Source organism: Halomonas ramblicola, assembly GCF_030409215.1.
Taxonomy (GTDB): domain Bacteria; phylum Pseudomonadota; class Gammaproteobacteria; order Pseudomonadales; family Halomonadaceae; genus Halomonas; species Halomonas ramblicola.
This window is the reverse complement of the sequence record NZ_JAUFPL010000017.1, coordinates 13,411-38,130: the sequence shown is the minus strand read 5'-3', so window position 1 is coordinate 38,130 and position 24,720 is coordinate 13,411. Positions and strand designations below refer to the sequence as shown.

27 protein-coding genes and 4 tRNA genes are annotated in these 24,720 nt (G+C 67.6%); 9 read left to right on the top strand and 22 right to left on the bottom strand.

Annotated elements, in window-relative coordinates:
• Positions 1-6 precede the first annotated feature (6 nt).
• The 7 genes from clpX to QWY80_RS04500 all read right to left on the bottom strand — a co-directional run bounded on the left by clpX (position 7) and on the right by QWY80_RS04500 (position 4,169).
• On the bottom strand, positions 7-1,287 hold the full coding sequence (gene clpX, locus QWY80_RS04530; protein WP_290229515.1) for an ATP-dependent Clp protease ATP-binding subunit ClpX: 1,281 nt from the start codon (positions 1,285-1,287) through the stop codon (positions 7-9).
• 109 nt (positions 1,288-1,396) lie between these two features.
• Positions 1,397-2,017: an ATP-dependent Clp endopeptidase proteolytic subunit ClpP gene (clpP, locus tag QWY80_RS04525; RefSeq protein WP_290229514.1), complete on the bottom strand. Its 621-nt coding sequence runs from the start codon at positions 2,015-2,017 to the stop codon at positions 1,397-1,399.
• 91 nt (positions 2,018-2,108) lie between these two features.
• Positions 2,109-3,473 carry a trigger factor gene (gene tig / locus QWY80_RS04520; RefSeq protein ID WP_290229513.1) on the bottom strand — a complete coding sequence of 455 codons (1,365 nt, stop codon included), beginning with the start codon at positions 3,471-3,473 and terminating at the stop codon, positions 2,109-2,111.
• Positions 3,474-3,710: 237 nt separating this feature from the next.
• Positions 3,711-3,785: transfer RNA gene (locus QWY80_RS04515), tRNA-His, on the bottom strand.
• A gap of 32 nt (positions 3,786-3,817) precedes the next feature.
• A tRNA-His gene (locus QWY80_RS04510) sits at positions 3,818-3,892 on the bottom strand.
• 55 nt (positions 3,893-3,947) lie between these two features.
• Positions 3,948-4,024: transfer RNA gene (locus QWY80_RS04505), tRNA-Arg, on the bottom strand.
• Between the two features lie 68 nt (positions 4,025-4,092).
• Positions 4,093-4,169 (bottom strand) — tRNA-Pro (locus QWY80_RS04500).
• A gap of 169 nt (positions 4,170-4,338) precedes the next feature.
• Here QWY80_RS04500 and folD point away from each other — a divergent pair.
• From folD to mtnN, 3 genes are all read left to right on the top strand, one after another.
• On the top strand, positions 4,339-5,199 hold the full coding sequence (gene folD, locus QWY80_RS04495; protein WP_290229512.1) for a bifunctional methylenetetrahydrofolate dehydrogenase/methenyltetrahydrofolate cyclohydrolase FolD: 861 nt from the start codon (positions 4,339-4,341) through the stop codon (positions 5,197-5,199).
• Positions 5,200-5,283: 84 nt separating this feature from the next.
• Complete coding sequence (locus QWY80_RS04490) at positions 5,284-5,748, top strand: S-ribosylhomocysteine lyase (RefSeq protein WP_290229511.1); 465 nt, start codon at positions 5,284-5,286, stop codon at positions 5,746-5,748.
• Positions 5,745-6,473, top strand: a complete 729-nt coding sequence (mtnN, locus tag QWY80_RS04485) for a 5'-methylthioadenosine/S-adenosylhomocysteine nucleosidase (protein WP_290229510.1) — start codon at positions 5,745-5,747, stop codon at positions 6,471-6,473. Before QWY80_RS04490 ends, mtnN begins: the two co-directional genes overlap by 4 nt.
• A 45-nt stretch (positions 6,474-6,518) precedes the next feature.
• Here the strand turns inward: mtnN and QWY80_RS04480 are convergent, their stop codons facing one another.
• The 3 genes from QWY80_RS04480 to pyrC form a co-directional block, all read right to left on the bottom strand.
• Positions 6,519-7,772, bottom strand: a complete 1,254-nt coding sequence (locus QWY80_RS04480) for a type II toxin-antitoxin system HipA family toxin (RefSeq protein WP_290229509.1) — start codon at positions 7,770-7,772, stop codon at positions 6,519-6,521.
• Positions 7,762-8,064: a helix-turn-helix transcriptional regulator gene (locus tag QWY80_RS04475; RefSeq protein ID WP_290229508.1), complete on the bottom strand. Its 303-nt coding sequence runs from the start codon at positions 8,062-8,064 to the stop codon at positions 7,762-7,764. The genes QWY80_RS04480 and QWY80_RS04475 overlap by 11 nt, the downstream gene beginning before the upstream one ends.
• Positions 8,065-8,142: 78 nt before the next feature.
• A complete protein-coding gene (gene pyrC / locus QWY80_RS04470) occupies positions 8,143-9,183 on the bottom strand; it encodes a dihydroorotase (RefSeq protein WP_290229507.1) in 1,041 nt (346 codons plus the stop codon).
• A gap of 118 nt (positions 9,184-9,301) precedes the next feature.
• On the opposite strand from pyrC, the gene QWY80_RS04465 reads away from it, so the two are divergent.
• A complete protein-coding gene (locus tag QWY80_RS04465) occupies positions 9,302-9,727 on the top strand; it encodes a hypothetical protein (protein WP_290229506.1) in 426 nt (141 codons plus the stop codon).
• Positions 9,728-9,732: 5 nt separating this feature from the next.
• Here QWY80_RS04465 and QWY80_RS04460 read toward each other — a convergent pair whose 3' ends face one another.
• The 9 genes from QWY80_RS04460 to QWY80_RS04420 form a co-directional block, all read right to left on the bottom strand.
• Complete coding sequence (locus QWY80_RS04460) at positions 9,733-10,977, bottom strand: NAD(P)/FAD-dependent oxidoreductase (protein WP_290229505.1); 1,245 nt, start codon at positions 10,975-10,977, stop codon at positions 9,733-9,735.
• A 148-nt stretch (positions 10,978-11,125) separates the two neighbouring features.
• The gene (locus tag QWY80_RS04455) at positions 11,126-11,578 is read right to left on the bottom strand and encodes a tellurite resistance TerB family protein (protein WP_290229504.1); all 453 of its coding nucleotides are present in this window, start codon (positions 11,576-11,578) and stop codon (positions 11,126-11,128) included.
• Between the two features lie 206 nt (positions 11,579-11,784).
• Positions 11,785-12,237: a hypothetical protein gene (locus QWY80_RS04450; protein WP_290229503.1), complete on the bottom strand. Its 453-nt coding sequence runs from the start codon at positions 12,235-12,237 to the stop codon at positions 11,785-11,787.
• A 292-nt stretch (positions 12,238-12,529) separates the two neighbouring features.
• Entirely contained in the window at positions 12,530-13,570 is a 1,041-nt protein-coding gene (locus QWY80_RS04445; RefSeq protein WP_290229502.1) for a calcium/sodium antiporter, read from the bottom strand.
• A 78-nt stretch (positions 13,571-13,648) separates the two neighbouring features.
• Positions 13,649-14,395 (bottom strand): universal stress protein, encoded by a 747-nt coding sequence (locus tag QWY80_RS04440; RefSeq protein WP_290229501.1) that lies wholly within the window; start codon positions 14,393-14,395, stop codon positions 13,649-13,651.
• Positions 14,388-16,778, bottom strand: a complete 2,391-nt coding sequence (locus QWY80_RS04435; protein WP_290229500.1) for a Lon protease family protein — start codon at positions 16,776-16,778, stop codon at positions 14,388-14,390. Before QWY80_RS04435 ends, QWY80_RS04440 begins: the two co-directional genes overlap by 8 nt.
• Before the next feature lie 79 nt (positions 16,779-16,857).
• On the bottom strand, positions 16,858-18,075 hold the full coding sequence (locus QWY80_RS04430; protein ID WP_290229499.1) for an O-antigen ligase family protein: 1,218 nt from the start codon (positions 18,073-18,075) through the stop codon (positions 16,858-16,860).
• Positions 18,072-19,496, bottom strand: a complete 1,425-nt coding sequence (locus QWY80_RS04425) for an MBL fold metallo-hydrolase RNA specificity domain-containing protein (RefSeq protein ID WP_290229498.1) — start codon at positions 19,494-19,496, stop codon at positions 18,072-18,074. The genes QWY80_RS04430 and QWY80_RS04425 overlap by 4 nt, the downstream gene beginning before the upstream one ends.
• A gap of 383 nt (positions 19,497-19,879) precedes the next feature.
• Positions 19,880-20,455 (bottom strand): YqhA family protein, encoded by a 576-nt coding sequence (locus QWY80_RS04420; protein WP_290229497.1) that lies wholly within the window; start codon positions 20,453-20,455, stop codon positions 19,880-19,882.
• Between the two features lie 513 nt (positions 20,456-20,968).
• On the opposite strand from QWY80_RS04420, the gene QWY80_RS04415 reads away from it, so the two are divergent.
• From QWY80_RS04415 to QWY80_RS04395, 5 genes are all read left to right on the top strand, one after another.
• Positions 20,969-21,523 carry a hypothetical protein gene (locus QWY80_RS04415; protein WP_290229496.1) on the top strand — a complete coding sequence of 185 codons (555 nt, stop codon included), beginning with the start codon at positions 20,969-20,971 and terminating at the stop codon, positions 21,521-21,523.
• A 134-nt stretch (positions 21,524-21,657) separates the two neighbouring features.
• Complete coding sequence (locus QWY80_RS04410; protein WP_290229495.1) at positions 21,658-22,203, top strand: hypothetical protein; 546 nt, start codon at positions 21,658-21,660, stop codon at positions 22,201-22,203.
• Positions 22,204-22,313: 110 nt separating this feature from the next.
• Positions 22,314-22,595 carry a type II toxin-antitoxin system RelE/ParE family toxin gene (locus QWY80_RS04405; protein ID WP_290229494.1) on the top strand — a complete coding sequence of 94 codons (282 nt, stop codon included), beginning with the start codon at positions 22,314-22,316 and terminating at the stop codon, positions 22,593-22,595.
• 15 nt (positions 22,596-22,610) lie between these two features.
• Positions 22,611-22,874 carry a HigA family addiction module antitoxin gene (locus QWY80_RS04400; RefSeq protein ID WP_290229493.1) on the top strand — a complete coding sequence of 88 codons (264 nt, stop codon included), beginning with the start codon at positions 22,611-22,613 and terminating at the stop codon, positions 22,872-22,874.
• Between the two features lie 149 nt (positions 22,875-23,023).
• Positions 23,024-23,239 carry a hypothetical protein gene (locus tag QWY80_RS04395; protein WP_290229492.1) on the top strand — a complete coding sequence of 72 codons (216 nt, stop codon included), beginning with the start codon at positions 23,024-23,026 and terminating at the stop codon, positions 23,237-23,239.
• 206 nt (positions 23,240-23,445) lie between these two features.
• On the opposite strand, the gene QWY80_RS04390 is transcribed toward QWY80_RS04395, so the two are convergent.
• The 3 genes from QWY80_RS04390 to QWY80_RS04380 all read right to left on the bottom strand — a co-directional run bounded on the left by QWY80_RS04390 (position 23,446) and on the right by QWY80_RS04380 (position 24,584).
• Positions 23,446-23,871 (bottom strand): phasin family protein, encoded by a 426-nt coding sequence (locus tag QWY80_RS04390; protein WP_290229491.1) that lies wholly within the window; start codon positions 23,869-23,871, stop codon positions 23,446-23,448.
• A gap of 207 nt (positions 23,872-24,078) precedes the next feature.
• Complete coding sequence (locus tag QWY80_RS04385; RefSeq protein WP_290229490.1) at positions 24,079-24,330, bottom strand: Txe/YoeB family addiction module toxin; 252 nt, start codon at positions 24,328-24,330, stop codon at positions 24,079-24,081.
• A complete protein-coding gene (locus QWY80_RS04380; RefSeq protein WP_290229489.1) occupies positions 24,330-24,584 on the bottom strand; it encodes a type II toxin-antitoxin system Phd/YefM family antitoxin in 255 nt (84 codons plus the stop codon). The genes QWY80_RS04385 and QWY80_RS04380 overlap by 1 nt, the downstream gene beginning before the upstream one ends.
• Positions 24,585-24,720: the final 136 nt, after the last annotated feature.

Sequence of the window (24,720 nt, the reverse complement as noted above, 5' to 3'; positions counted from 1 at the left end):
GACGGCTCAGCCGTCGGTGCCGTCGCTGGCGGCTTCCTGCTGCTGCGAGTAGATCAGCAACGGCTCACTCTCGCCGGCGATCACGGAGGCGTCGATCACTACCTTGCTCACCCCTTCCAGGGAAGGAATCTCGTACATGGTGTCGAGCAGCACCGACTCGAGGATGGAACGCAGGCCGCGGGCACCGGTCTTGCGGGCCATCGCCTTGCCCGCCACCGCCCGCAGGGCGTCCTCACGGAACTCCAGCTCCACGCCCTCCATCTCGAACAACTTGGCGTACTGCTTGATCAGCGAGTTCTTGGGCTCGGTGAGGATCTGGATCAGGGCATCCTCGGTGAGCTCGCTGAGGGTCGCGATGACCGGCAGGCGCCCCACGAACTCGGGAATCAGGCCGAACTTGACCAGGTCCTCGGGCTCGATGCTGGCCAGCACGTCGCCCACGCCCTTGGTCTCGTCCTTGCTCTTGACCTCGGCATTGAAGCCGATGCCGCCCTTCTCGGTGCGGTCGCGGATCACCTTGTCCAGGCCGGCGAAGGCGCCGCCGACGATGAACAGGATGTTGCCGGTGTTGACCTGCAGGAACTCCTGCTGGGGGTGCTTGCGCCCGCCCTGGGGCGGCACCGAGGCGGTGGTGCCCTCGATCAGCTTGAGCAGCGCCTGCTGCACGCCCTCGCCCGAGACGTCGCGGGTGATGGAGGGGTTGTCCGACTTGCGCGAGATCTTGTCGATCTCGTCGATGTAGACGATGCCGCGCTCGGCCTTCTCCACATCGTAGTCGCACTTCTGCAGCAGCTTCTGGATGATGTTCTCGACATCCTCGCCGACGTAACCCGCCTCGGTGAGGGTGGTGGCATCGGCGATGGTGAAGGGCACGTTGAGCAGCCGCGCCAGGGTCTCGGCCAGCAGCGTCTTGCCGCTGCCGGTGGGACCGATCAGCAGGATGTTCGACTTGCCCAGCTCCACGTCCTCGTTCTTCACCTCGGAACGCAGACGCTTGTAGTGGTTGTAGACCGCCACGGAGAGCACCATCTTGGCGCGGTCCTGGCCGATCACATAGTCATCGAGGGTGTGACGAATCTCGCGGGGAACGGGCAGCCGCTCCTCGTCGGTCTCGGCATCGGCATCGAGCACCTCCTCGCGAATGATGTCATTGCAGAGGTCGACACACTCATCGCAGATATACACGGACGGACCGGCAATCAGCTTGCGCACTTCGTTCTGGTTCTTGCCGCAGAACGAGCAGTACAGCAGCTTGCCGCCTTCGTCCTTGCCTTTGCCGTCGGCCATTCGCATACCTCATTTCATGGTGGTGGCGACCGCCTCGAGGGGTACCACCGGGCTCACAACGGCGGCCGCAGCCGCCGGGAACGATCAGGGCGTGATGGATTTCACGCTATCAGGATGTCGGCCGCTTATCCAGCATGGCATCGATCAGGCCGTATTCCGAGGCCTGCTTGCCATCCATGAAGTTGTCACGGTCGGTATCACGGGCGATTGTCTCGATGTCCTGGCCGGTGTGGTGGGCCAGGATATGGTTCAGGCGATCACGGATGCCGAGGATCTCCTTGGTGTGGATCTCGATGTCCGAGGCCTGGCCCTGGTAGCCGCCCAGCGGCTGGTGGATCATCATCCGCGAGTTGGGCAGGCAGAAACGCTTGCCCGCCGCACCGCCGGCCAACAGCAGCGCGCCCATGCTCGCCGCCTGGCCGATGCACACGGTGGAGACGTCGGGCTTGACGAACTGCATGGTGTCGTAGATCGACATGCCCGCGGTCACCGAACCGCCCGGCGAATTGATGTAGAGGTGGATGTCCTTGTCCGGATTCTCGGACTCCAGGAACAGCAGCTGCGCCACCACCAGGTTGGCCGTGTAGTCTTCCACCGGACCCACCAGGAAGATCACACGCTCCTTGAGCAGGCGGGAATAGATGTCGTAGGCCCGCTCGCCGCGGGCGCTCTGCTCGACCACCATCGGCACCAGGCCGCCGGCGTTCTGGATATCGAACTCGTTGCTCATCAGTGTGATGTCCTTGCATCCGATGTATGGAAGCGGGGAGTCGCCCGTGACCCGGCGCGGACCGGAGCACGGGCAGGATCGAGGAACCGGCTCAGGCGTTGCTCTCCTGCTCGCCGGCCTCGCTGCCCTCCTCCTCGTCGTCGGCCTCGGTCTGCTGCTGGGCGGCGGCCAGGACCTCCTGGTAGCTCATGGTCACGTCCTGGACGCTGGCCTGCTCGAGCAGCTTGTCGACCGCCTTCTCTTCGAGGATGGCCGACTTGACCTGAGTCTTCATCTGGTCATTGCTCATGTAGTACTCGACGACCTGCTCGGGCTCCTGATACTGATCGGCCAGTTCCTCGACCTTGGCGCGGATCTCGTCGTCGCCGGCCTCGAGCTCGCTCGACTTGATCACCTGGGCCAGCAGCAGGCCGATCTCGACGCGGCTCCTGGCCTGCTCGGCGAACAGCTCGTCGGGCAGCTGGGAGACATCGAAGTCCTCACCCAGGCCGAACTGCTGGGCCGCCTGGCGCTTGAGGCCGTCGGTCTCCTGCTGGATCAGCGCCTGGGGCACGGGAATCTCGTTGGCCTTCTGCAGGGCACCGAGCACCTGTTGCTTGACGCGGTTGTCGACGGCCTGGTCGGCCTCGCGGGTCATGTTCTTCTTGACCTCGGCGCGGAACTTGTCGAGATCGCCGTCCTCGACGCCGAAGCGCTCGACGAACTCGGCATCCACCTCGGGCAGGGCCTGGGCCTTCACCGCCTGGACCTTGACCTTGAAGGTCGCTTCCTGACCGGCCAGGTTCTCGGCCTGGTAGTCCTCGGGGAAGGTGACCTGGAGCTCCTTCTCCTCACCGGCCCTGACCCCCGCCAGCTGCTCCTCGAAGCCGGGGATGAAACTGTTGGAACCCAGCACCAGCTCATGACCCTCGGCACTGCCACCCTCGAACGGCTCGTCGCCGAGGAAGCCCTGGAAGTCGATGGTGACCTGGTCGCCATCCTCGGCGGCCCGCTCCACCTCCTCCCAGGAGGCATTCTGCTTGCGCAGGGTCTCGATCATCTCGTCGACGTCGGCGTCGGTCACCTCGACCACCGGCCGCTCCACCTCGGTGCCCTCGATGGAAGCCAACTCGATCTCCGGATAGACCTCCAGGGTGGCGACGAACTCCAGGTCCTTGCCCGCCTCGTTGACGGTGGCCTCGATCTGCGGGAAGCCCGCCGGGTTGAGCTCGTTCTCGGAGATGGCGCGCACGTAGCGCTCGCGCATCACTTCGCCCACCACTTCGTTGCGCACGTCGCTGCCGTAGCGCTGACGGATCACCGACATCGGCACCTTGCCCTTGCGGAAGCCGTCCAGGCGAACGTTCTTGGCGGCATCCTTGAGACGGGCGTTGACGGCCTCGTCGACCTCGGCGGCCGGCACCTGCACGGTGATGCGGCGTTCGATCTGGGAGGTCGTATCGACGGAAACTTGCATGAATGGTCCTCTACCGACTGGGGGCGTTGAATGCGTGGAAAGGGTCAAGGGGCTGATTTTAAGAAGCCCGCCCGGCACTGGCAAGCGCCGTGCCCCATGACATGGGGGCGCCGCGGCGTAATACAAGGCCCATCGCCGGGGCGTCGCCCTGCGGAAACGCCAACGGCGCCGACCCTGGGGGCCCGCGTCATATCGACAACAGCAACGGAAAAAAGATCGAGGGGAAGGTTCAAGGAGTGGGGTGGATGATGGGGATCGAACCCACGACCACCGGAGCCACAATCCGGGGCTCTACCACTGAGCTACATCCACCACTGCCTTGATACCGGTGGGCGATGTCGAGATGGGGTGGATGATGGGGATCGAACCCACGACCACCGGAGCCACAATCCGGGGCTCTACCACTGAGCTACATCCACCACTACGACATACCGCTCATAACCGGCCTGCCTGACCGCCATGCCTGCACCAGGATGGCGCGCCCAGCAGGACTCGAACCTGCAACCTACGGCTTAGAAGGCCGTTGCTCTATCCGGTTGAGCTATGGGCGCATTCTACGTTCCAGGTCGCCTGGCCGCAACCCCATGATTCAAATTTCATCAAATCAATCAAGGAGTTGTGGTCGGAGTGGAGGGATTCGAACCCCCGACATCCTGCTCCCAAAGCAGGCGCGCTACCAGGCTGCGCTACACTCCGCCGGCAAACTACTGGCTGGACGCCGCCGCAGGGGCCTCGTCGAGCGCTGCGTATTCTACGTGACTTTCCCGGGCGGTCAAGAGAGCGGGCCCCGGCGGCGCTTTGTTTCGGCGCCCCGGCATGCGAAAATCACGCCTCCATTCTCCCAGGCAGATCCAGAGGACCCTCGATGACCGCGCAACTGATCGATGGCAAAGCCATAGCCGCCCGTGTTCGCCAGCAGGTCGCCCGCCAGGTGCAGGCGCGCCGCGAGGCCGGAGGCAGGGCGCCGGGGCTTGCCGTCGTGCTGGTCGGCGAGGATCCCGCCTCCGCGGTCTACGTGCGCAACAAGCACAACGCCTGCCTCGAGGCCGGCATCGAGTCCTTCCGTCACCAGCTGCCCGTCGACACCAGCCAAGCGGACCTCGAGGCCCTGGTCGATCGCCTGAACGCGGACCCGAGGGTGGACGGCATCCTCGTCCAGCTCCCCCTGCCCGAGCATATGGACGCACGCCCGATCCTCGAGCGCATCCACCCCGACAAGGACGTGGACGGCTTCCACCCCTACAACCTCGGCCGGCTCGCCCAGCGCATGCCGCTGCTGCGCCCCTGCACCCCCAAGGGCGTGATGACGCTGCTCGAGCACAGTGGCCTGGCGGTGCGCGGGCTGGACGCCACCGTGGTCGGCGCCTCCAACATCGTCGGCCGTCCCATGGCCCTGGAGCTGATGCTGGCCGGCTGCACCACCACCGTCTGCCACCGCTTCACCCGCAACCTGGAAGCACAGGTGCGGCGTGCCGACCTGCTGGTGGTGGCCGTGGGCAAGCCGGGGCTGGTCAAGGGCGACTGGGTCAAGGAAGGCGCCATCGTCATCGACGTGGGCATCAATCGCCACGACGACGGCCGCCTGGTGGGCGACATGGACTTCGCTGCCGCGTCCCGCCGCGCCGGCTGGATCACCCCGGTGCCCGGTGGCGTCGGCCCCATGACCGTCGCCACCCTGCTGGAGAACACCCTGCAGGCCGCCGATATCCACGACGCCACGACCTAACCAGCCGTGCCGCCGCTCGTGCACCTTTCGTCGCACTCCGATAGAATATCCCGCTGTTTTTCCACCGACTCGCGAGGCCCGTCGATGAGCGACAAGATGAACGTCGAAAGCTTCAACCTGGATCACACCAAGGTGAAGGCGCCCTACGTGCGCCTCGCCGACATCAAGACCGGCGAGCACGGCGACACCATCCACAAGTACGACATGCGCATCTGCCAGCCCAACCGCGAGCACATGGAGATGCCCGCCCTGCACTCCCTCGAGCACCTGATGGCCGAGCTGTCGCGCAACCACTCCGACAAGGTGGTCGACATCAGCCCCATGGGCTGCCAGACCGGCTTCTACGTGGCGATGATCAACCACGACGACTACGCGGGCGTGCTCGAGTTGCTGGAAGGCACCCTGAAGGACGTGCTCGAGGCCACCGAGGTGCCGGCCTGCAACGAGATGCAGTGCGGCTGGGCGGCCAGCCACAGCCTGGAGGGCGCCCAGGCGATCGCCCGCGGCTTCCTGGCCAAGCGCGACGAGTGGACCCGGGTGTTCGCATGAAACGCATCGGCATCATCGGCGCCATGAGCCAGGAGGTCGAGCGCCTGGCCTCCCGGCTCGAGGGGCGCGAGACCCGCACCCATGTCGGCTCGACCTTCCACAGCGGCATGTTGCATGGCGTCGAGATGGTGATCCTGCAATCGGGGATCGGCAAGGTGAACGCCGCCGTGGGCACCACCCTGCTGCTGGACATGTACCGGCCCGAGGCGGTCATCAACACCGGTTCCGCCGGCGGCTTCGGCGAGGGGCTGGAGATCGGCGACGTGGTGGTCTCCAGCGAGGTCCGCCACCACGACGTGGACGCCGTGGTGTTCGGCTACGAGCACGGCCAGGTGCCGCAGATGCCGGCGGCCTACCACCCCGACCCGCGGCTGGTGGCCATCGCCCGCGAGAGCGTCGAGGCTCTCGGGGAAGTGAGGGTCGCCGAGGGCCTGATCGCCACCGGCGACGTCTTCATGGCCTGCCCCGAGCTGGTATCGAAGACCCGCGAGCGCTTCCCCACCATGCTCGCCGCCGAGATGGAGGCCGCGGCCATCGCCCAGACCTGCCACCTCTACGACTGCCCCTTCGTGGTGATCCGCGCCCTCTCCGACATCGCCGGCGGCGGCGACAACCATCTCTCCTTCGAGCAGTTCCTGGACAAGGCCGCCCGGCACTCCTCGCGCATGGTGGAAGCCATGGTGGCACGGCTGGCCCGGATCGAGACCGCCACGGAAATGGCGTAACCCCAGCGCTGGCGGTGCCCCAAAAAGGCTACCATGGTCGTCGACTCAGAGAATCCGCCACTCCCGGGGAAGCTGGCGCCAGTGCTCTTTCAACACCGCCTTGTGGGCGCCATCCATCGGCAATGCCTCGAGCTCTTCTGGCCAAGAAGCGCGGGCCAGTTCCAGGGTCTCATCGAGTACCTGCCGTATGGCCGGCCAGGCCATCCCCACCTTCCGCGACCAGTGCCGGAAGTCGTCCCGCTCGATCCGATACCATGACTTGCGGCCATTCAGGTTGAGTGCCGCCTGATGCTCGTCCGGGATATAGGCACGCGTCGTGACGATGTCATAGGCGGGTGCCAGGGAGGGGAGCTTCCCGTCCGGATAGTAGAGACTCCAGTTCTTCAGGTGGGCATCCCCGTTGGCCAACAGCAGGTTGACCAGCAGCCGCCTCGCCAGGGCGCATGCCGCGGCGTGGCCGTCGCCGGTGAACTCCCGCAGCAGACGCCCGATCTGCTCATAGCTTGGGCCATCATATTTCTCGTGGGGATAGCAGAACAGCACCTGCGCCATGTCCTCGGCATGGACCCGCTCCCCACCCTCGCGATCGAAGCGGCGGATGGCGTAGGCATGCGCTTCCCGTGGCAGGTTGAGGGCCGGCACGCCCTCCAGCCTCTCCAGGGGAATCAGCCGGATGTCGGGTATCTCGACCCCGGCCTTCTCGGCCAGCCGCATGGCGGTGTACTCGTTCTCGGGCACCTTTCTATGGCGAGCCGATGGCGGCTTGACGATCCAGTCCCCGGGGGCACCGTCGCCCATCCGGAACCGTCCATCGCGCTCCTGCATGGAGAACTTCATCTGTACCCCGGCCAGCGAAAAGCCTTCGCCGCCGGGCGCCTGGCGCGGCGAGGGGGTCACGCTGCGACGATGGGAGAGCACCCAATCCGGCATGTCCCCCGGAGCGACCGGCGTTGCCACCAGCGCTCCGGGCAGGTCGAGGCCGAGCCGAGCCAACAACGGGAACTCGTTATCGGGGTGAACCTTGAGCCTGGTGGCCAGCCATTCCCGGAGCGCCCCTTCGGGCAACAAGTTGGACAGCCAGGGATGCAACCGCTGGCGGCGAATCCAGGGCGACTGCATGAGCGCATTGGCCCGCGGAAACCCCGGCATCAATGTCAACGTCAGCGTCGCGCGTTCGGGATCGAGGCGCCAGGCATCATCGAATACCAGGACATTGCGCCCTCCCCGATAGCCGGCCAGATAGGCCACCCGCCGGCCATGCAGGGACAGCTCCAGCATCTCGACCGGCTCATCGACCATGGTCGCTATCCTCGTCGTCGAGCAGGCCCTGCCAGGGATCGACATCGAGCGGGGTACCGGCCGCGGGCTCTCCCTCGAGCAGCGCCTTGACGGCATGCCACTTCTCTATCGGGACCAACACCAGGCGGGTATTCAGGCCATCCGCCGCCTGGATCAAGGTATCCAGGCGCGGATTGCCGCCCCGCTCAAGGCGCTGGTACTGCTGACGGGTCATACCGATGCGACCGGCGAGCTGCTCCTGGGTCAGGGAAAGCGCCTGCCGCCGGCGCTTGAGCTCATCATGGATCGGCATGAAAGCACCATATAAGTTGCATTTACCCAAGTATAGCAACTTTTATGATGCATTTAACAATCCACGGGCCGAGCCGGTTCACCCCCCCTGTAGCCTCCACTCCAGCGTCTCGCCGGCCAGCAGCGGCACGATGCGCTGGCCATCGGCGTAGGGCAGCGACTCGGGCACCCGCCAGGGCTCGCGCACCAGGGTGACGCTGTCGGCGTTGCGCGGCAGGCGGTAGAAGTCCGGGCCATGGTGGCTGGCGAAGCCCTCCAGGCGATCCAGCGCCCCGGCCTGCTCGAAGGCGGTGGCGTAGAGCTCGATGGCCGCCGGGGCGGTATAGGCGCCGGCGCAGCCGCAGGCGCTCTCCTTGTCGCCCTGGGCATGCGGCGCGCTGTCGGTGCCGAGGAAGAACTTCGGGTTGCCCGAGGTGGCCGCGCCCAGCAGCGCCTCGCGATGGCGCTCGCGCTTGAGGATCGGCAGGCAGTAGTAGTGCGGACGGATGCCGCCCACCAGCATGTGGTTGCGGTTGAACAGCAGGTGGTGGGCGGTGATGGTGGCCCCCACGCTGCTCGGCGCGCTGGCCACGAACTCGGCGGCATCCGCCGTGGTGATGTGCTCGAACACCACCTTGAGGTCCGGGTGACGCTCCAGCAGCGGCTTCATCACCCGCTCGATGAACACCGCCTCGCGGTCGAAGATGTCGATCTCGGCACTGGTCACCTCGCCGTGCACCAGCAGCGGCATGCCCAGCCGTGCCATGGCGCCGATGGCGGCGTCGCAATGGGCCAGGTCGGTCACCCCGGACGCCGAGTTGGTGGTGGCCCCGGCCGGATAGAGCTTCACCGCCTGGACCAGGCCACTGGCGTGGGCCCGCTCGATCTCCTCGGCCGGGGTGTCGTCGGTGAGGTAGAGGGTCATCAGCGGCTCGAAGCGGCTGCCCTCGGGCAGCGCCGCCAGGATCCGCTGCCGATAGGCCCGCGCCTGCTCGGTGGTGGTCACCGGCGGCTTGAGGTTGGGCATGATGATGGCACGGCCCATCTGCCGGGCCGAGGCTCCCGTCACGGCGGCGAGCGCCTCGCCGTCGCGCAGGTGGAGATGCCAGTCGTCGGGGCGGGTCAGGGTCAGTGAGGTCACGGCGAATCCTGTATCGGCGGTTGGCGTTCGGAACTGGCGACCAGTATACCGGATGTGCAAGCTCGTCACCCGCCGCTGAAATCCGTATCATGCCGGCAATTCAAACGAGGGAGACGACATGCCCAAGGTACGCCACTACGCCGACCTGCTCGCTATCCTGGCCGGCTTCATGTGGCTGGTGGTGTACTGGTCGATCAGCCTGTCGGCCCGCATCGGAAGCGTCGAACCCACCCTGGCGTCCCTGCTGTTGTTGGGCACCATGGTGCTGGTCAGTTTCGTCCATCGGCCGATACGCGTGATGCTGCGGCGCTATCGCGTGCGCAAGCGGCGCACCGAGATGTGGATGCACATCCTCGCCCTGCCGCTCACCCTGGCCTTCCTGATGGCCGTCCTCATCGAGAACCTGATCGCCCCCATGAACGGCCAGCACAAGATGCTGCTGTTCAACATCGTGGCCACCGCCGGCTGGCTGGTCTTCGTGGTCACCCTGCTGATCAAGCTGGCCTTGCACCACATCCACTGCCGGCGCAAGGCCAGGGGTTGACCCCGTCAGAAGCGATCGACGCGAAAGGGCGTCATGTCCACCTCGGGCGTCTCGCCGGCCATCATCTGGCTCAGCAGCAGACCGGTCACCGGCCCCAGGGTGAAGCCCTGGTGGCCATGGCCGAAGGCCAGCCACAGGCCATCCTGGCCCGGCGCCGGCCCGATCACCGGCTTCATGTCCGGCAGGCAGGGCCGCGCGCCCTTCCAGGGCTCGGGGTCGCGGCGCTCGCCCAGCGGGTAGATCCCGCGGGCCGCCCGCTCCGCGGCCTTGAGCTGCTGGTACCTGGGAGGCGCATCCAGGTCGGCCAGCTCGGCGCCGGTGGTCAGGCGGATGCCGGCACGCATCGGCTCGAGCAGGAAGCCGGTTTCGGCATCCATGATCCAGTGGTTGAGTCTGGCGTTCTCGTCCGCGCTGGCGTAGTGCATGTGATAACCACGCTTGACGAACAGCGGCACGGAGATCCCCAGCCCGGACAACCAACTGCCGCTCCATGGGCCCATGGCCACCACCACCTGGTCGGCCTCGAGCGCCTCGGCGTCGGTGGCGATCTTCCAGCCCTTGCCGCCCTTCTCCACCCCCTGCACTCCGGCCTGGAGGAAACGCCCCCCCTGCTGCTGGAAGTGCTCGGCATAGGCCATGACCAGGGCGCCGGGATCCGCCACGGTCCAGGGCTGCGTCCAGTGGATCGCCCCCACCAGGCCCGGCTTGAGGTGCGGCTCCTTGGCGTAGAGCCCCGCCGCATCCAGCACCTCATACTCGACCCCGAAGCGCTCGGCGTTCTCCCTGGCGTCCACCAGGCGCTCTTCGAGGGGCTTGCGGGTGTGGTAGAGCTCCAGCCAGCCATCCCGGCGCACCAGGTGATCGGCCCCCGCCGCCTCGACCATCGGCGCATGGGTATCCAGGCAGCGCATGATCAGCGAGGCGTATTCCGGCACGATGCGCGAATAGCGTGACTTGCCCGAGTTCAGCCAGTACTGGAACAGCGGGCTGGCGGCACCGACCATCCCGGTGGGGCGATAGCGGATATCCACCTCGCGGTTGGGCAGCACCCGCATCAGGGTGCCGAGATCGCGCGGGAAAGGGTAAGGCCGCACCGCCTCGCGCTGGATGATCCCGGCGTTGCCGAAGGAGGTCTCGCGACCCGGTTCGCGGCGATCCACCAGGGTCACCGCATGGCCTTGGCGCACCAGATGCCAGGCCACCGACACGCCGACCATGCCGGCACCCAGAACGACGATCTCACGGGACATCACCACCACCTCCAGGGAACAGATAGATCTTCATGATATCCGCCAGAAGGCAGTCTTGTTTTCTGAATTCGCGCGCACAATAAAGATAAAGGACTAAATTGATACGCTTCGGCAGAGACTTATCTCGCCGCACGAGGGCGGGGCGCCCTCAGGCGTGCCCCTGCGCCTCCAGCTTGGCGCGAATGAAGTCGGCATGGCTGACGTGCAACAGGTCCGCCAGCTGGCGGATGCGATGCTCCTCCAGGTGATGGCCCTCGCCGTCGGCCAGGGCCAGCTGCCACATCATGCGCACCAGCTCGTAGCGCTGCGGATAGTCGTAGTGCTGCTTGATCAGGCTGACGAACTGGTAGTGGTCCACGGCGCTCTCGACCTCCTCCCGGGCCAGCGCCATCAGCCGGTCGATCTCCGCGTCATCCAGGGACAGATGATCGTGGAGCAACTGGTGCAACGCATTCAGCTCGGCTGAGGTCACCCGATAGTCGGCGCGCATCACCTCGCAGAGCAGCGCGGCGGCGGCCAGTGGCAGGCTCGGCGCCTGGCCCGATGCGCCCTCGGGCTCGGCCAGGGCCTGCTGGAAGAAACGTTGGATACTCGCTAGCACGGGCCCCTCCTCGTTGGCTATTCAGGCCTAGGCTTTGTCGGAAAAGTCGGCGAGCGAAGGCCAGACTAGGCAAAAATCGGTGAAAAGACGGAGTTTACCGGGTGTAAATGAGGCCTTTGAGCCGATTTTTAACGCCGTATGGCCGAGCGCAGCCAGTTTTCGGATAAAGCCTATGACTCGCTGTGCCGGCCGCGGTTCGCCCAGCCTCACTCCGCGCCATGGCAACGCCAACGCGCCAGCAGGTGCACCAGCGCCATTCCCAGCAGCACGGCCGCCCCCCAGCCCAGTCCCTCGACCAGCGCATGGAAACCCGCCGGCGCCTCCAGGGGGCGCCGGGTCATGCCGAAGGCGGCCAGGCGCGTGAAGGCATAGAGCAGCAGCGTCAGGCTGGCCAGCGGCAGTGCCGAGGTGCGGCCGGCCAGCCAGCGAGTCAGCCGCCAGGGCCGGCGCGGCGCGGGCCTGGCCCGCGCGGGCGCCTTGGCCTGCCGCTTGGGTGCCGCCTTGGGCTGGCGTGACCTGGGCTTGACCTTGGCCTTGCCACGCGCCTTCGGCCCTCCCGACAGCCACCCCAGCATCCAGCGCAGCAGGCGCCACAGCGCCCAGCCCAGGGTGAAACTCACGGACAGCGCCAACCCGCCCATCACCAGCACGTATGCCATCGACGCTCCTCATTCGTCTCGCCAAACCGATATTGTGCCATAAAGGGTGGACCAGGCTTTGTCCGAGAAGCCGGCGAGCGAAGGCCAGACAAGGCAAAGACGGATCATGCACTGGGACATCAAGCCAGTGAGTAGGAGGGCAGCTCCGCTGCGCGATTGGCGCCGCAGGCGCCCGGCGGCGTTTCCAGCGTTGGGTGGTTGCCGCCACAGGAGGCCTGCGGCCTCCATTCGCCCAGCAGAGCTGGCCTCCTACAGCAACTTTTCCCATTGATTGAGATAAGTCCCATAAAGCCTAGGCCCGACGGCGCCGCTCCTGCACCACCAGCACCGCCAGCGTCAGGGCCGTGAGGGGCAGCACGAAGTAGACCATCACCGCGCCGAAGCCCTGCAGGGCGTCGTGGTGGGTCACCTGCAGCACCAGGTAGGCGGTGTAGGCCAGGTAGTAGCCGAGCAGCACCCCGCCCTCCCAGCGGCTGATCGTCCCGCCGGTCAGGCAGATCGGCAGGCAGGCCAGCGCCACGGCGATCATCACCGGCATGTCGAAGCCCAGCATCGCCGCGGAGACGGCAATGCCGGACGGCGCCAGCAGCCCGGTGAGGCCCAGCACGCCCATGATATTGAAGACGTTGCTGCCCACCACGTTGCCCACCGCGATGTCGCGCTCGCCGCGCAGCGCCGCGATGATCGAGGTCACCACCTCGGGCATCGAGGTGCCCGCGGCGACGATCGTCAGCCCGACCACCTGCTCGCTGATGCCCAGCCGGACCGCCAGTTCCACCGCGGCGCCCACGAACCAGCGCGAACCCAGCACCAGCAGCGCCAGACCGCCGACCACCAGGGCCAGGTTGCGCGGCAGAGGCGGCGACTCCACCTCGAGGGCCGGCGCCGCCTCGCGGCGGTTGTGCAGGAACAGGAACACCAGGTAGGCCGCCAGGCCGGCCACCAGCAGCAGGCTGTCGAGGCGCCCCACCAGGCCATCGAGGGAGAGCACCAGCATCAGCACCGAGAGCACGATCATCAGCGGGATGTCCAGGCGGATCAGCTGGGGCGCCACCGCCAGCGGCACGATCAGCGCCGCAACGCCGAGGATGAACAACACGTTGAAGATGTTGCTGCCCACCACGTTACCCACGGCGATGGCGGCCTGATCGTCGAAGGCCGCCTTCAGGCTCACCGCCAGCTCCGGCGAGCTGGTGCCGAAGGCCACCACCGTCAGGCCGATGATCAACGGCGAGATGCCCACCCGCACCGCCAGCCGGGACGCCCCCCTCACCAGCGCCTCGGCGCCGACGATCAGCAACGCCAGGCCGGCGACGAACCCCAGAATCATCATCACGCTCTCTCCTGTCCCGGACGATCCACCCGGCCTGTCGGGCCGGTCACTGTATTAGCATCACAAGGACGTCACGGGTCAAGGCACCACCACCACCGGGATGGGCAATCGCGCCAGCAGCTCCGGCTCCTCGCCGATCAGGCGGCCCAGGGTGGCGCGGGTCAATACCAGGGCGCCGCTGCGGGCGTGGGCCAGGCTGCGCGCCAGGGCCGCGGCGCCGGTGGGGACGAGTTCCTCGCGGCCGCTGAACAGCGGATGCTGGCGCAGCGACTCGGCCGGGGCCTCGCCCCAGGGCAGCGCCGGGGCCTCGCCGCGCAGGTGGCGCAGCGGCCCCGGGGTCAGCGCATGACGCTCGTCCCAGATCATCACCGTGCAGGGGGCCTCGAACAGCAACCGGCGACTGGTGGAGCCGAGCCGCGCGCCCCAGCGCGCCGACGGCCCCGCCTTGCCCAGCACCAGCACGTCGCCGGGGGCGACCGCGGCCAACGCCTCGCTCACCACCCGCCCGCGGCTCACCTGCAGGCGATGGCGCAGCGTGCGCCCCGCCACGGCATGACGCAGCGCCCGGTCGATGTGCCGCGCCTGGCGGGTCAGGCGGGTCTCCAGCTCCGCCGCCGACAGCGGGCGGGCCAGGCCGGTACTGGCGCCCACCTCGCGGGAGAACGGGAAGGCCGCGCTGTGCAGCAGGTCGAGGTCCTCGACGAACAGCGCCACCAGCTCGACACGCGCCTGCTCGGCCAGCGCCGCCGCCGCCCCCAGGGCCGCGATCCCCGGGCGGGAGTCGTCCAGCAGGGCCAGCACCCGCTGCATGCCCGGCTCACTCATCGGCATCGTCCTTGCGCTCGGTGCGCGGCACACCGGCCCGCTTCACCGCCTTGCGGAAGCACGCCAGGCGCGCCTGCACCCGGCCATTGAGGCTCTCCGGCGGGAAGTTGCCGTCGTCGTCGGGCTCGCCCGGGGCCTCGCCGGCCAGCAGCGCCAGCGCCTCGTCGACATGGTGGATGGCGAAGAGCCGGAAGCGCCCCGCCGCGATGGCCTCGCGCACCTCGCCGTTGAGCATCAGGTGCGCCACGTTGGTCGCCGGCAGAATCACCGCCTGGCCATCAAGCTCGCCGCGGGCCCGGCAGACGTCGAAGAAGCCCTCGACCTTCTCGTTGACGCCGCCCACCGCCTGCACCCCGCCATACTGGTCGATCGAGCCGGTGACGGCGAAGGCCTGGTCGAGCCCCACCCGGGCGATGGCCGAGACCAGCGCACACGCCTCGGCCACCGAGGCGCTGTCGCCCTCGACGCCGCCGTAGGACTGCTCGAAGGCCAGGCTCGCCGACAACGACAGCGGCGCCTCCCGGGCATAGCGCCCCGCCAGGTAGCGCGCCAGGATCATCACCGCCTTGGAGTGGACGCGCCCGCCCAGGCGCGATTCGCGCTCGAGGTCGACCACCTGGCCGCCGCCGGGCCGGGCCGTGGCGGTGATGCGGATGGGCTGGCCGAAGGCGAAACCGCCCATCGCCAGCACCGTCAGGCCATTCACCTGCCCCACCACGCGGCCCTGGGTGGCGATCCTCAGGGTACCCCGGAGGATCTGCTCGTGGCTGCGCTCGCGAATCCGCCCGGCCCGCCACAGCTGCTGGGCCACCGCCTTCTCCACGTGGCCCCGGGCGATCACCGCCGCGTCCTCCACCGCCGCCCAGTGGTCGGCCTCCAGCAGCAGGTCATGGAGCTCGCGGTGGCGGGCGGTCAGCCGCTGCTGGTCTTCGGCCAGCCGGCCGGCCCGCTCGATCACCGCCGCCACGCCGCTGCGATCCAGCGGCCGCAGCGCCGCCTCCCGGGCCAGGGTGGCGATCATCCGGGCATAGAGCGCCAGGCGCTCGTCGCTGTACGGCAGGTCATCCTCCAGGTCCACCTGCACCTTGAACAGCTCCAGGAACTCCGGATCATGCTCGCACAGCAGGTAGTAGAACAGCCGCTCGCCCAGCAGCACGATCTTCACGTCCAGGGGGATCGGCCGGGGCTCCAGGGTCACGGTGCTGATCAGCCCGTAGGCCTGCTCCAGGGATTCGGTGCGGATCTCGCCGGCGCGCAACACCCGCTTCAGGGTCTCCCAGGCGCCGGGCTGGATGAGCAGGCTGTTGGCGTCCAGCACCAGGTAGCCGCCGTTGGCGCGATGCAGGGCACCGGGGCGGATCAGCGAGAAGTCGGTGACCAGGGTGCCGTTGTGCACATGGTGCTCGATGCGCCCCACCAGGTGCTGGTGCCCCGGCAGGTCCTGGTAGATCACCGGCGCGCCCTGGGTGTCGGCGTTGTCCACCAGCAGGTTGAGCGGGAAACGGCTGAAGATCGCCTCCGGCGGGATCTCCGGCTCGTCGCTGGCGAACGACTCGGCATGCTGCACGATGGCCTGCCGGATACCATCCAGGTGGTCCAGCACCCCCTGCTGCTCGCCGTAGCGCTCCTCCAGCTCGGCCAGGGGCGCCCCGATGACCGTCTGTAGCACCTCCTCGTTGAGCCGCTGGACCTGTTCGCGCAGCTCCTTGGCGAGCCTCGGCATGCGGCGTATCGCGCGGGCCAGCTTGCGCTGCAGGATCTCCACCGTATGCTCGATGCGCTCGCGCTCCTCCCGGGGCAGCCGCTCGTAGTCCTCCGGCGCCATCATCTGCTCGCCGTCGGCCGGGGCGAAGGTGAAGCCATTGGGGGTGGAGAGCAGCAGCACGCCCTGCTCGCGGGCCTCGCGACGCACCGCCTCGATGGCGTCGCGCTGGCGCTCGCCCATCGCCTGCTTCAACTCGTGCAGGCGGTTCTGGTACTCGTCGCCCTCGAACACCGCGGGGATGGCGGCGCGCAACTCCTCCACCAGCAGCTCCAGGTCGGCGCGCAACTCGCGGCCCATGCCCGGCGGCAACGACAGGTAGCGCGGCATCGAGGGGTCGGCGAAGTTGTGCAGATAGCACCAGTCGGAAGGAACGGCCTCGTTGCGGGAACGCTCGCCCAGGTAGCGGCCCACCAGGTTGTGCTTGCCGTGGCCCGGCTGGCCCAGCACGAAGAGGTTGAAGCCGTCGCTGCGGATGGCGGTACCGAAGGCCAGCGCCTCCCGCGCCCGCTCATGGCCGCTCAGCAGGTCCAGCGATTCCAGCTCGCTGGTCACCGCGAAGGCGAACGTCTCCTCCGGGCAGGGCCGGTACACCTCCGCTACCGTCAATGGCTCGGTCATCGCGCCCTCCCCCGGCGGTGGCATGTCCGCCTCATGAGCTAACCATAGCCCCCGTGGGAGCACTTGCCACGGGGCTCACTCAAGGGATTGCCGGATCCTCGCCCAGCAACCACCACAGCAGGGAGAGCGAACCGACGTAAGCGACCACGCCGACCGGGTAGGCGAACAGGGAGTAGCTGAGGCCGAAGGCGAAATAGCAGACGGGGATCAGGGTGCCGGCCAGGGCCAGGGCCCGACGCCCCGGCTCGCCGGCGCGCAGTGCGGGCACGAAACGCCGCAGCGGCGCCAGGTAGAGCGCGAACACCGCCAGCAGGCCCGGCAGGCCATAGCGCACCCAGGCATCGAGCAGGTCGTTGTGGGCATGCTCGTAACGGTGCGCCAATGAACGGATATGCCCCTCGGCCATCAGGCGCTGCATGCCCGGCCAGTAGTCCGCCGGCCCCTGTCCGGCCAGCGGCGCCTCGGCGATCAGCAGCAGACTGCCACGATAGATCTCCAGCCGCGTGCCTACCGATCCCCCCACCTCGCCGGCGACATAGCGCTGGGTCTCGTCGACCGCCCTGCCCAGCCGCTGCTGGACGCCACTGGAGGGCCACAGCAACATCCCCGCCAGCAGCAGCAACATCAGCCCCACGACCACTCCGCGCCGGTGCGGCGCCAACCCCCACCGGTGGCCGAGATAGAAGACCCAGGCCACCAGGGGTAGCGCCAGCCAGCCACCGCGGGCCCCGGAGAGTGCCGAGGCCAGTGCCCCGCCGACGGCACCGGCCAGCAGCAGGGCCATCCAGGGCTCGCGATGCGGAACGTGTCGTGCCCAGGCCAACCCGGCCAGGCAGCACACCCCCACCAGCAGCGACAGGTCACCGTAGAGAATGGAATCGACCCCCGGAAAGCCGTGGGCCCGCCCGTGGCCCTCCCACCCGCGCTGCCACACGGCACTGACCCCGGTGCCGACGCCGGTCGCGGCCAGGCCCGCCCAGTACCATGAAACGCCCGGCCGCAATACCGTCAGCGCCGGCAGGCAAGTCGCCCCCAGTAGGGCCGCCACGAGGACCGGCAATACCACCCGGAACCCATCGTGCAGGGCCACGGCGATTGCCCCGGCCAGCATCAGGCCGAGCGACGCCGCCGGCAGGACCCACGGCGCCGGAGAGAGCCGCAGGCTCGGCCGGCCACCGGGCCACGGCACCACCGCCAGGCAGCCCAGCAGGATGGGAGCCAACCAGTAGCCGTACGGCAGCAACAACGGCCCGGCCAGCAGCCCCACCACCGCCACTCCCCGACGCCAAGCGGTCATCGCCGTCCCCCCACCTCGTATCCCAGCGACACCTCCAGGGCATGCCCCTTCTCCCCGGCCCAGGCCAGCAGGGCCTCGCGCAGGGCGGCCTGGGCCTCGGGGTCGCCATGCACCAGGCGGATGTGCCCAGGCGGCCGGCGCATGCGGCGCACGAAATTGAGCAGGTCCTGGCGGTCGGCATGGGCCGAGTAGCCGGAGACCGTCTCCACCCGGGCGCGGATATCGATGCGCTGGCCGTCGAGCCTCACCCAGCCGCCCCGCGGGCCGTAGCGCTGGATGTCGCGCCCCGGCGTGCCCGCGCCCTGGTAGCCGATGAACAGCACGCAGTGACGCGGGTCGCCGAGCATGCGCTTGAGATAGTTCACCACCCGGCCGCCGCTCACCATGCCGCTGGCGGCGATCACCACCGCCGGTCGATGAGTGTCGGCCAGGTAGGCCAGGGTACGCTCGTGCTCCTCATGGGAGCTAACGGTATAAAGATTATCGAAGCTCAGCGGATGCCGCCCGCCGCGCAGCCGACGCCGCGCCTCGGCATCCCACCACGGTTTCAGCTCGCGGTACACCGTGGTGAAGCGTGCCGCCAGGGGTGAATCGACGACGATCTCCAGCTCCTGCCAGCGGCGGTCCTGTGCCCGGTGGATCAGCGTCTCCAGCTCGTAGAGCAGCTCCTGGGTGCGGCCGATGCTGAAGGCCGGGATCACCACGCTGCCGCCGTCCGCCAGGGCCCGGTCGATGGCCGCCTCGAGTCTCCTGCGGCGGTGCAGGCGGTCCTCGTGCAAGCGGTTGCCGTAGGTGCTCTCCAGTACCAGGGTGTCGCAGCCCCACGGCGCACGGGGAGCCGGCAGCAGCGGCGCATGGGGCGCCCCCAGGTCGCCGGAGAACAGGGTGCGCCGCGTCCGGCCGGTGTCGCGGTCCAGGCTGTCCAGCTCCACATAGGCGGAGCCCAGGATATGCCCGGCGCGCTGCAGCTTGACCCGCACCCGGTGGCACCCGTCGTCCACCAGGCTGTGCCAGCGGCGGTAATCCAGCGCCACCAGGCGCCCCTCCACCTCCCGCAGGAAGCGCTCGATCAGCGCCCGGTCGCGGGTGAAGCCGATCTTCAGGGCATCCTCGATCACCAGCGGCAGCAGGCGTGCCGAGGGCACCGAGCAGAGGATCGGCCCGCGGTAGCCCGCCGCCAGCAGGTAGGGCAGCCGGCCGATATGGTCGATGTGTACATGGGTGACCACCAGCGCCAGGACATCGTCGATCGGGAAGCTCACCCGGTGCTGCTCGAGGCTGTCCAGGTGGTCGGCGTCCTGGCCCTGGAAGAGGCCACAGTCGATCAGCACCGCCCGGTCGGGGGCCACTTGCAGGCGATGGCAGCTGCCGGTGACGCCGGCGGCGCCGCCGTGGTGGAGAATACGGGGAAAGTCATCCATGACACGGGCTCCTGGTGGCTTCCCCCTCAGCGTAGCCCGACCCCGCGAATACGCCGAAATAGGCGCCAAGCTAGCCACCATGGGGGCCTGGCGGTGTTGACAGCGTGGTGGCACGAGTCGTAGGAGGGCAGCTCCGCTGCGCGACTGGCACCGTCAGGCGCCCGGCGGTGTTGGCAGCGTAGTGGCTCGGCTCGTAGGAGGGCAGCTCCGCTGCGCGACTGGCGCCGTCAGGCGCCCGGCGGTGTTGGCAGCGCTCCTCCGAACGCTTCCTCACCATCTGGAGCCGCCCGGTGGCCCGCCTCGAAGACGATGCGCCCAAGGCGAAGCGCAAGCGCAAGGAATGGCTCCCCCAGCGCCGCATCCTGCCCTACGTCTGAGCCGCCTCAATCATGATGATGCTGCTCCGCGCGGCTCATCAGGTAGAGGGCGGCGGCCAGGGCCAGCACCGAGAGCGCCAGGTAGATCGCATCCAGCGGTGACTGGAAGCGGATATCCACCACGGCGCGGAAGAACTCGATGATCACCGCCAGGATTACCACCCGGGCGATCTTGTCCTTCAACTGGTCGAAGGAGCTGACGCTGAACGGGTTCGAGGCCGGGTGGGCCTCCGCCGCCTCGATCGGCGAGACGAACAGCCGATACACGCCCAGCCCGAAGATCAGCAGCACGATCGCCACCAGGTAGATGTCCACCGCCAGCACGATGCTCGGCACCACGGTGTCGTGGATGTCCCGGGTACCGCCCAGCAGGTAGTAGGTCACCGCATCCACGGCCACCCCGAGGATGTCCAGGGTGCCGATGATGAACAGCACCAGCGCCCCAAGCAGGCTCGGCACCACCGCCAGCATCACCAGCAGGCGGCTCTTCCACAGGAAGGCCTCGAAGGCACGCTCGCGGCGGCTCGGCCCCCTCTCCCTCGGCCCGTCACCGGGCGGCTGCGCATCCTTGTCCGGGGTCATGGCGACTCCTCGTGTCCGATAACCGCTCTCACGATACCGGAGGCGCCACTCGCAGAGGAAGCCGGATCCTCGGCTACGCGGGAAGCTCGGCGATCATCCCGCGGCTCGAGGCGGAGGTCCTCGCCCCGAGCCGATGCCCCATCGCGGCTTCACGCTGCCTGGCGATGATCCATAAAAAACCCGCCAGGGCGGCGGGCAGCGAAGCAAGGGGCTCAAGGCTGCGGGGGATGAGAGCGCCAAGAGCGATTCCCATGCTAGCGGCCCAGCGGCGCCTCCGATACAGGCGGAGGCTGAGCACGGCATAGGAAATTGGCTTGCCTACCCCGTCATCGATCTCCTACACGAAGGCCGGCATTTCGCTGCGTGAGCCTCATTCCGGGTGGCAACCGGAAAATACGAATGATTCCCAGGACCTTTCCTCCCGGCTTCCCGGCATGCTAGAGTCGCCCACTTCGTACATGGATGCCAGGCGGGCGCTCCCCCTCCGTCAAGCGCCCCTTCCAGGATCCCCTCATGCTGAAGCGCCTGTTTCGCAAGCAACGCCCGCGCTGCTGGATCATCAAGCAGGTCGACCCCGACCTGCTGCACCTCTGCGGCCAGGGCACCCTGGAAAGCGACCTCAAGGCCGACGAGGCCCTGACCCGGGCACGCGAGGGCCGCTACCGCGGTGGCGTGCGCATGGGCGACACCGGGCTGGTGCTCAACGGCGGGCTGTTCGAGTTGCTGGTCCCCGAGCACGAGCTGCGGCTGGACGCCGAATACCGCGCCCACTGGCACGGCAGATGGTGGGAGGTGGCCACGGTGCCGCAGCAGTGCTGGACCTGGACGGGCCGCCTGGTCACCCGACCCAACCCGCTGAACGCCCTGCCCCACCGAATCAGCGTGGAAGACGTCAGCGAGGTCAGCCGACGGCTGGATCCCCGGGCGGCCCCGCCGGGCCAGGTGGAATTCCGTCCCGTGAACGAGCTGGAAGCCCACACCCGGGTCCAGCAGCGCAAGCCCATCGACAAGCTCAGTCAGGAAGCCCGCCGCCACGGCGAACGCAAGGCCGACCGACGCAAGCACTGAAGAACGCCGCCCCCCGATCCCCACGGCTGTGCGATACTAATGGATGGTCCGGCCTTTCCCCATCGTCCATTCGTCCACGGTCGCCAGCTACCATTCCAAGGGCGCCGGCGCCCGTGGCATCGGGACACGTCACCATGCTAGGCGCGCTGTTCGGCAGAAGACGCCTTCGTTGCTGGGTCATCAAGCAGATCGACGACGGCCTGCTGCACCTCTGCGGGAAGGGCACGCTGGTCACCGACCTCAAGCCCCGCGAGGCCGAGGCGTTGCTGAGAAACGGCCAGTACCGCGGCGGGGTGCGCATGGGTGATACCGGCATCGTGCTCAACAGCCACCTCTTCGCCGCCCTGGTGCCCGAGAACACCCTGCAGCTCGACGACCTGCACCGCGCCCACTGGCGCACCCGCATCTGGGAGGTCTCCCGGGTGCCCCAGCGCTGCTGGACCTGGACCGGGCGGCTGACCTGCGAACCCAGCCTGCCGGACACCCTGCCCCACTTCACCAGCACCGAGGACCTGACGGCGGTGGTCAGGCACGTCGACCCCGACCGGCCACCGCCCGGCCAGGTGGTCTTCCGCCCCGAGGATGAACTGGAGTCCCCCGACGACCTGCGCGACAGCATCGACGAGGATCGCCGACTCCGCCGCAAGCGCGAGGACGACTGGAAGGACGACGACGAGTGATCGCGCCAGCCCATCCCCGACTCCCGCGATTCCCATTACCTATCGTCCGTGCAAATCATAACGCCATGCGTTAAAGTCGAAACATGACATAGCACCCGCCGGGGGCGGATGTGATCAAGCACTTCAAGGATCGACAGGCTGAAACCATCGCCCGAGGCAACGTATCTCGCAAGCTGCCTCAAGACATGCAGCGCCAAGCCTTGAAGAAGCTCCGCCTATTGGATGCCGCCGCCACCCTGGACGATCTACGCATCCCACCCGGTAATCGGCTGGAAGCACTGAGAGGCGATCGTGAGGGACGGTACAGCATCCGCATCAACGACCAATGGCGACTGTGCTTCCGCTTCTCGGATGGGGATGCCTACGAAGTCGAGATTGTCGACTATCACTGAGAGTGAGGTGCGACCATGCCTGACAAGCTACCGAACATCCATCCTGGCGAAATCCTCCAGGAGGAGTTCCTCGAACCCATGGGGCTGAGCAAGAATGCCCTGGCCAAGGCGATCGGTGTACCGGTGACACGCATCAGCCAGATCACGCTGGGCCGCCGACGCATCACCGGGGACACCGACCTGCGCCTGTCCCGCTACCTGGGCACCAGCGAAGGCTATTGGCTACGGCTGCAGAATGCCTACGACCTGGAAGAGGCCCGCCGTAACATGGCGGCATAATGGGGAAATGGGGCCGGATGACCCGCCGGGGGAGGCCGGGTTAGTGACCGCATACCGGTTTCGCCTACACGCCGCATGGCGAGAGGCGCCTGGCGCGACCGCCCGTCCTGGCCTAGCCTGGCGGCGTCTCGATCGACGGATACCTGCCGATGCCTCCTATCACCCTGGAAGTCTCCCCGCTGGGCAGCTACGTGATGGCCTGTCGCTGCGGCACCACCGAGATCGGCCGTGGCGAGAGCTGGCAGAGCTTCGAGGTCCAGCCCGGGGCCGACGACAGGGCCCGGGTGACCTGCACCCGGTGCCGCGAACGGGCCAGGATCCACCGCCCCGTGCCCCTTCCCCCCAAGACGCCGCGGCACGACTGAGACCATCGAAAAAGAGGGGACGATGATATCCGATAAAACGCCAGCGGCCGGCATCGCTGCCGGCCGCTGAACTTCAGGCTAGGTGGGAAATGGAAATGGGGGCCTATCCCCGATTGGCCCTAGGAACGAAAAAAACAAACCGCCGATCATGGATCGGCGGTTTGTTTGATCTTGCGCCATCGCGGCCCGCGGGGCGGGCCCAGGGCTTACTTGGCCTTGGGCGCGGCTTCCTTGACGGCCTTGGTGGCGGTCGCGGTGGCCTGCTGGGCGCTTTCCTGGGCCTGCTTGACGCTGCCCTCGGTCAGCTTCTGGCTTTCCTGGACGAACTCCTGCTGCAGGGCCACCACCTTCTCGGCATCGCCCTTCAGGCGCTCGGTCAGCTCCTTGGCGACCTCCGGCTGGCCTTCCAGATAGCCCTTCAGGCCCTCGGCGTCCTTGACCTCCACCAGGCGGCGCAGCTGCGCCAGGTTGATGTCGGCACAGGCCCTGGTGGCCTCGAGCTGGGTAGTGACCAGCTTCTCGGTGACGTCGACGGACAGGGCGGCGAAGGCGCGCGCCGGGCCGAAGAACAGGGACTCGAACTGGGCGGTGTCGAACGACTTGGCGTCGAATGCGAAGAAGGCGTTGGTCATGATGGGAACCTCCGGGGTTCTGGATGACATGGAACGGGAGAGTCCCGTTCTGATGCAAGCCATAGTAACAGGGATTTTTGTGCAGTGCAACATGGCCGGGAGGGCGCCGCCCGGCGCCTGTGAGGCCTGCATCGATGCGGGCAACCGCCTGATCGAGCTGGCATAGCCAGCGGGGAAATGGGGGCCTGTCCCCGAGATAGTCGCCCCTCAATAGTGATACCGACACTGAACGATCACGATCGCGCTGTCGGTCACCTTGTAGACGAGGCGATGCTCACGATCGATCCGCCGCGACCAGTAGCCTGACCACTGGTGCCGCAGCGGCTCCGGATCGCCCAGGCCATCGAACGGCTGGCGCTGAATGTCCTTGATCAGGGTGTTGATGCGCTTGAGCGTCTTCCGATCGCGTGACTGCCAGTAGAGGTAGTCCTGCCAGGCCTGGCTGGCCCAGGTCAGCATCACGGGTCGATCAGGTCATGCTCGGCACCGTCGCCGCGTTCCACCTCGGCGATGGCCTCGTTCAATCGCTGGGCGTTGCGCGGGCTGGCCATCAGATAAGCGGTCGCCTCGTAGGACTTGAAGTCCTCGACTGACATCAGGATGGCCGGCTTGCCGTTCTGGCGCGTGATCAGCACCGGCACGTGGTCATCGTTGACCCGGTCCAGCACCTTGGCCAGGTGGCTGCGAAAGTGGCTGTAGGTAACGGTATCCATGCTTTCCTCCTCGGCTCATTACTCATTGTACGTATTCTTGTACCTATTCGCCAGCACCCTGAGAAATGGGGTTCTGCGCAGATCAGCGTGAAGCCGCGCTGCAGGAGGCCGGGTCCCCCGGTCGACTGGCGCCGAC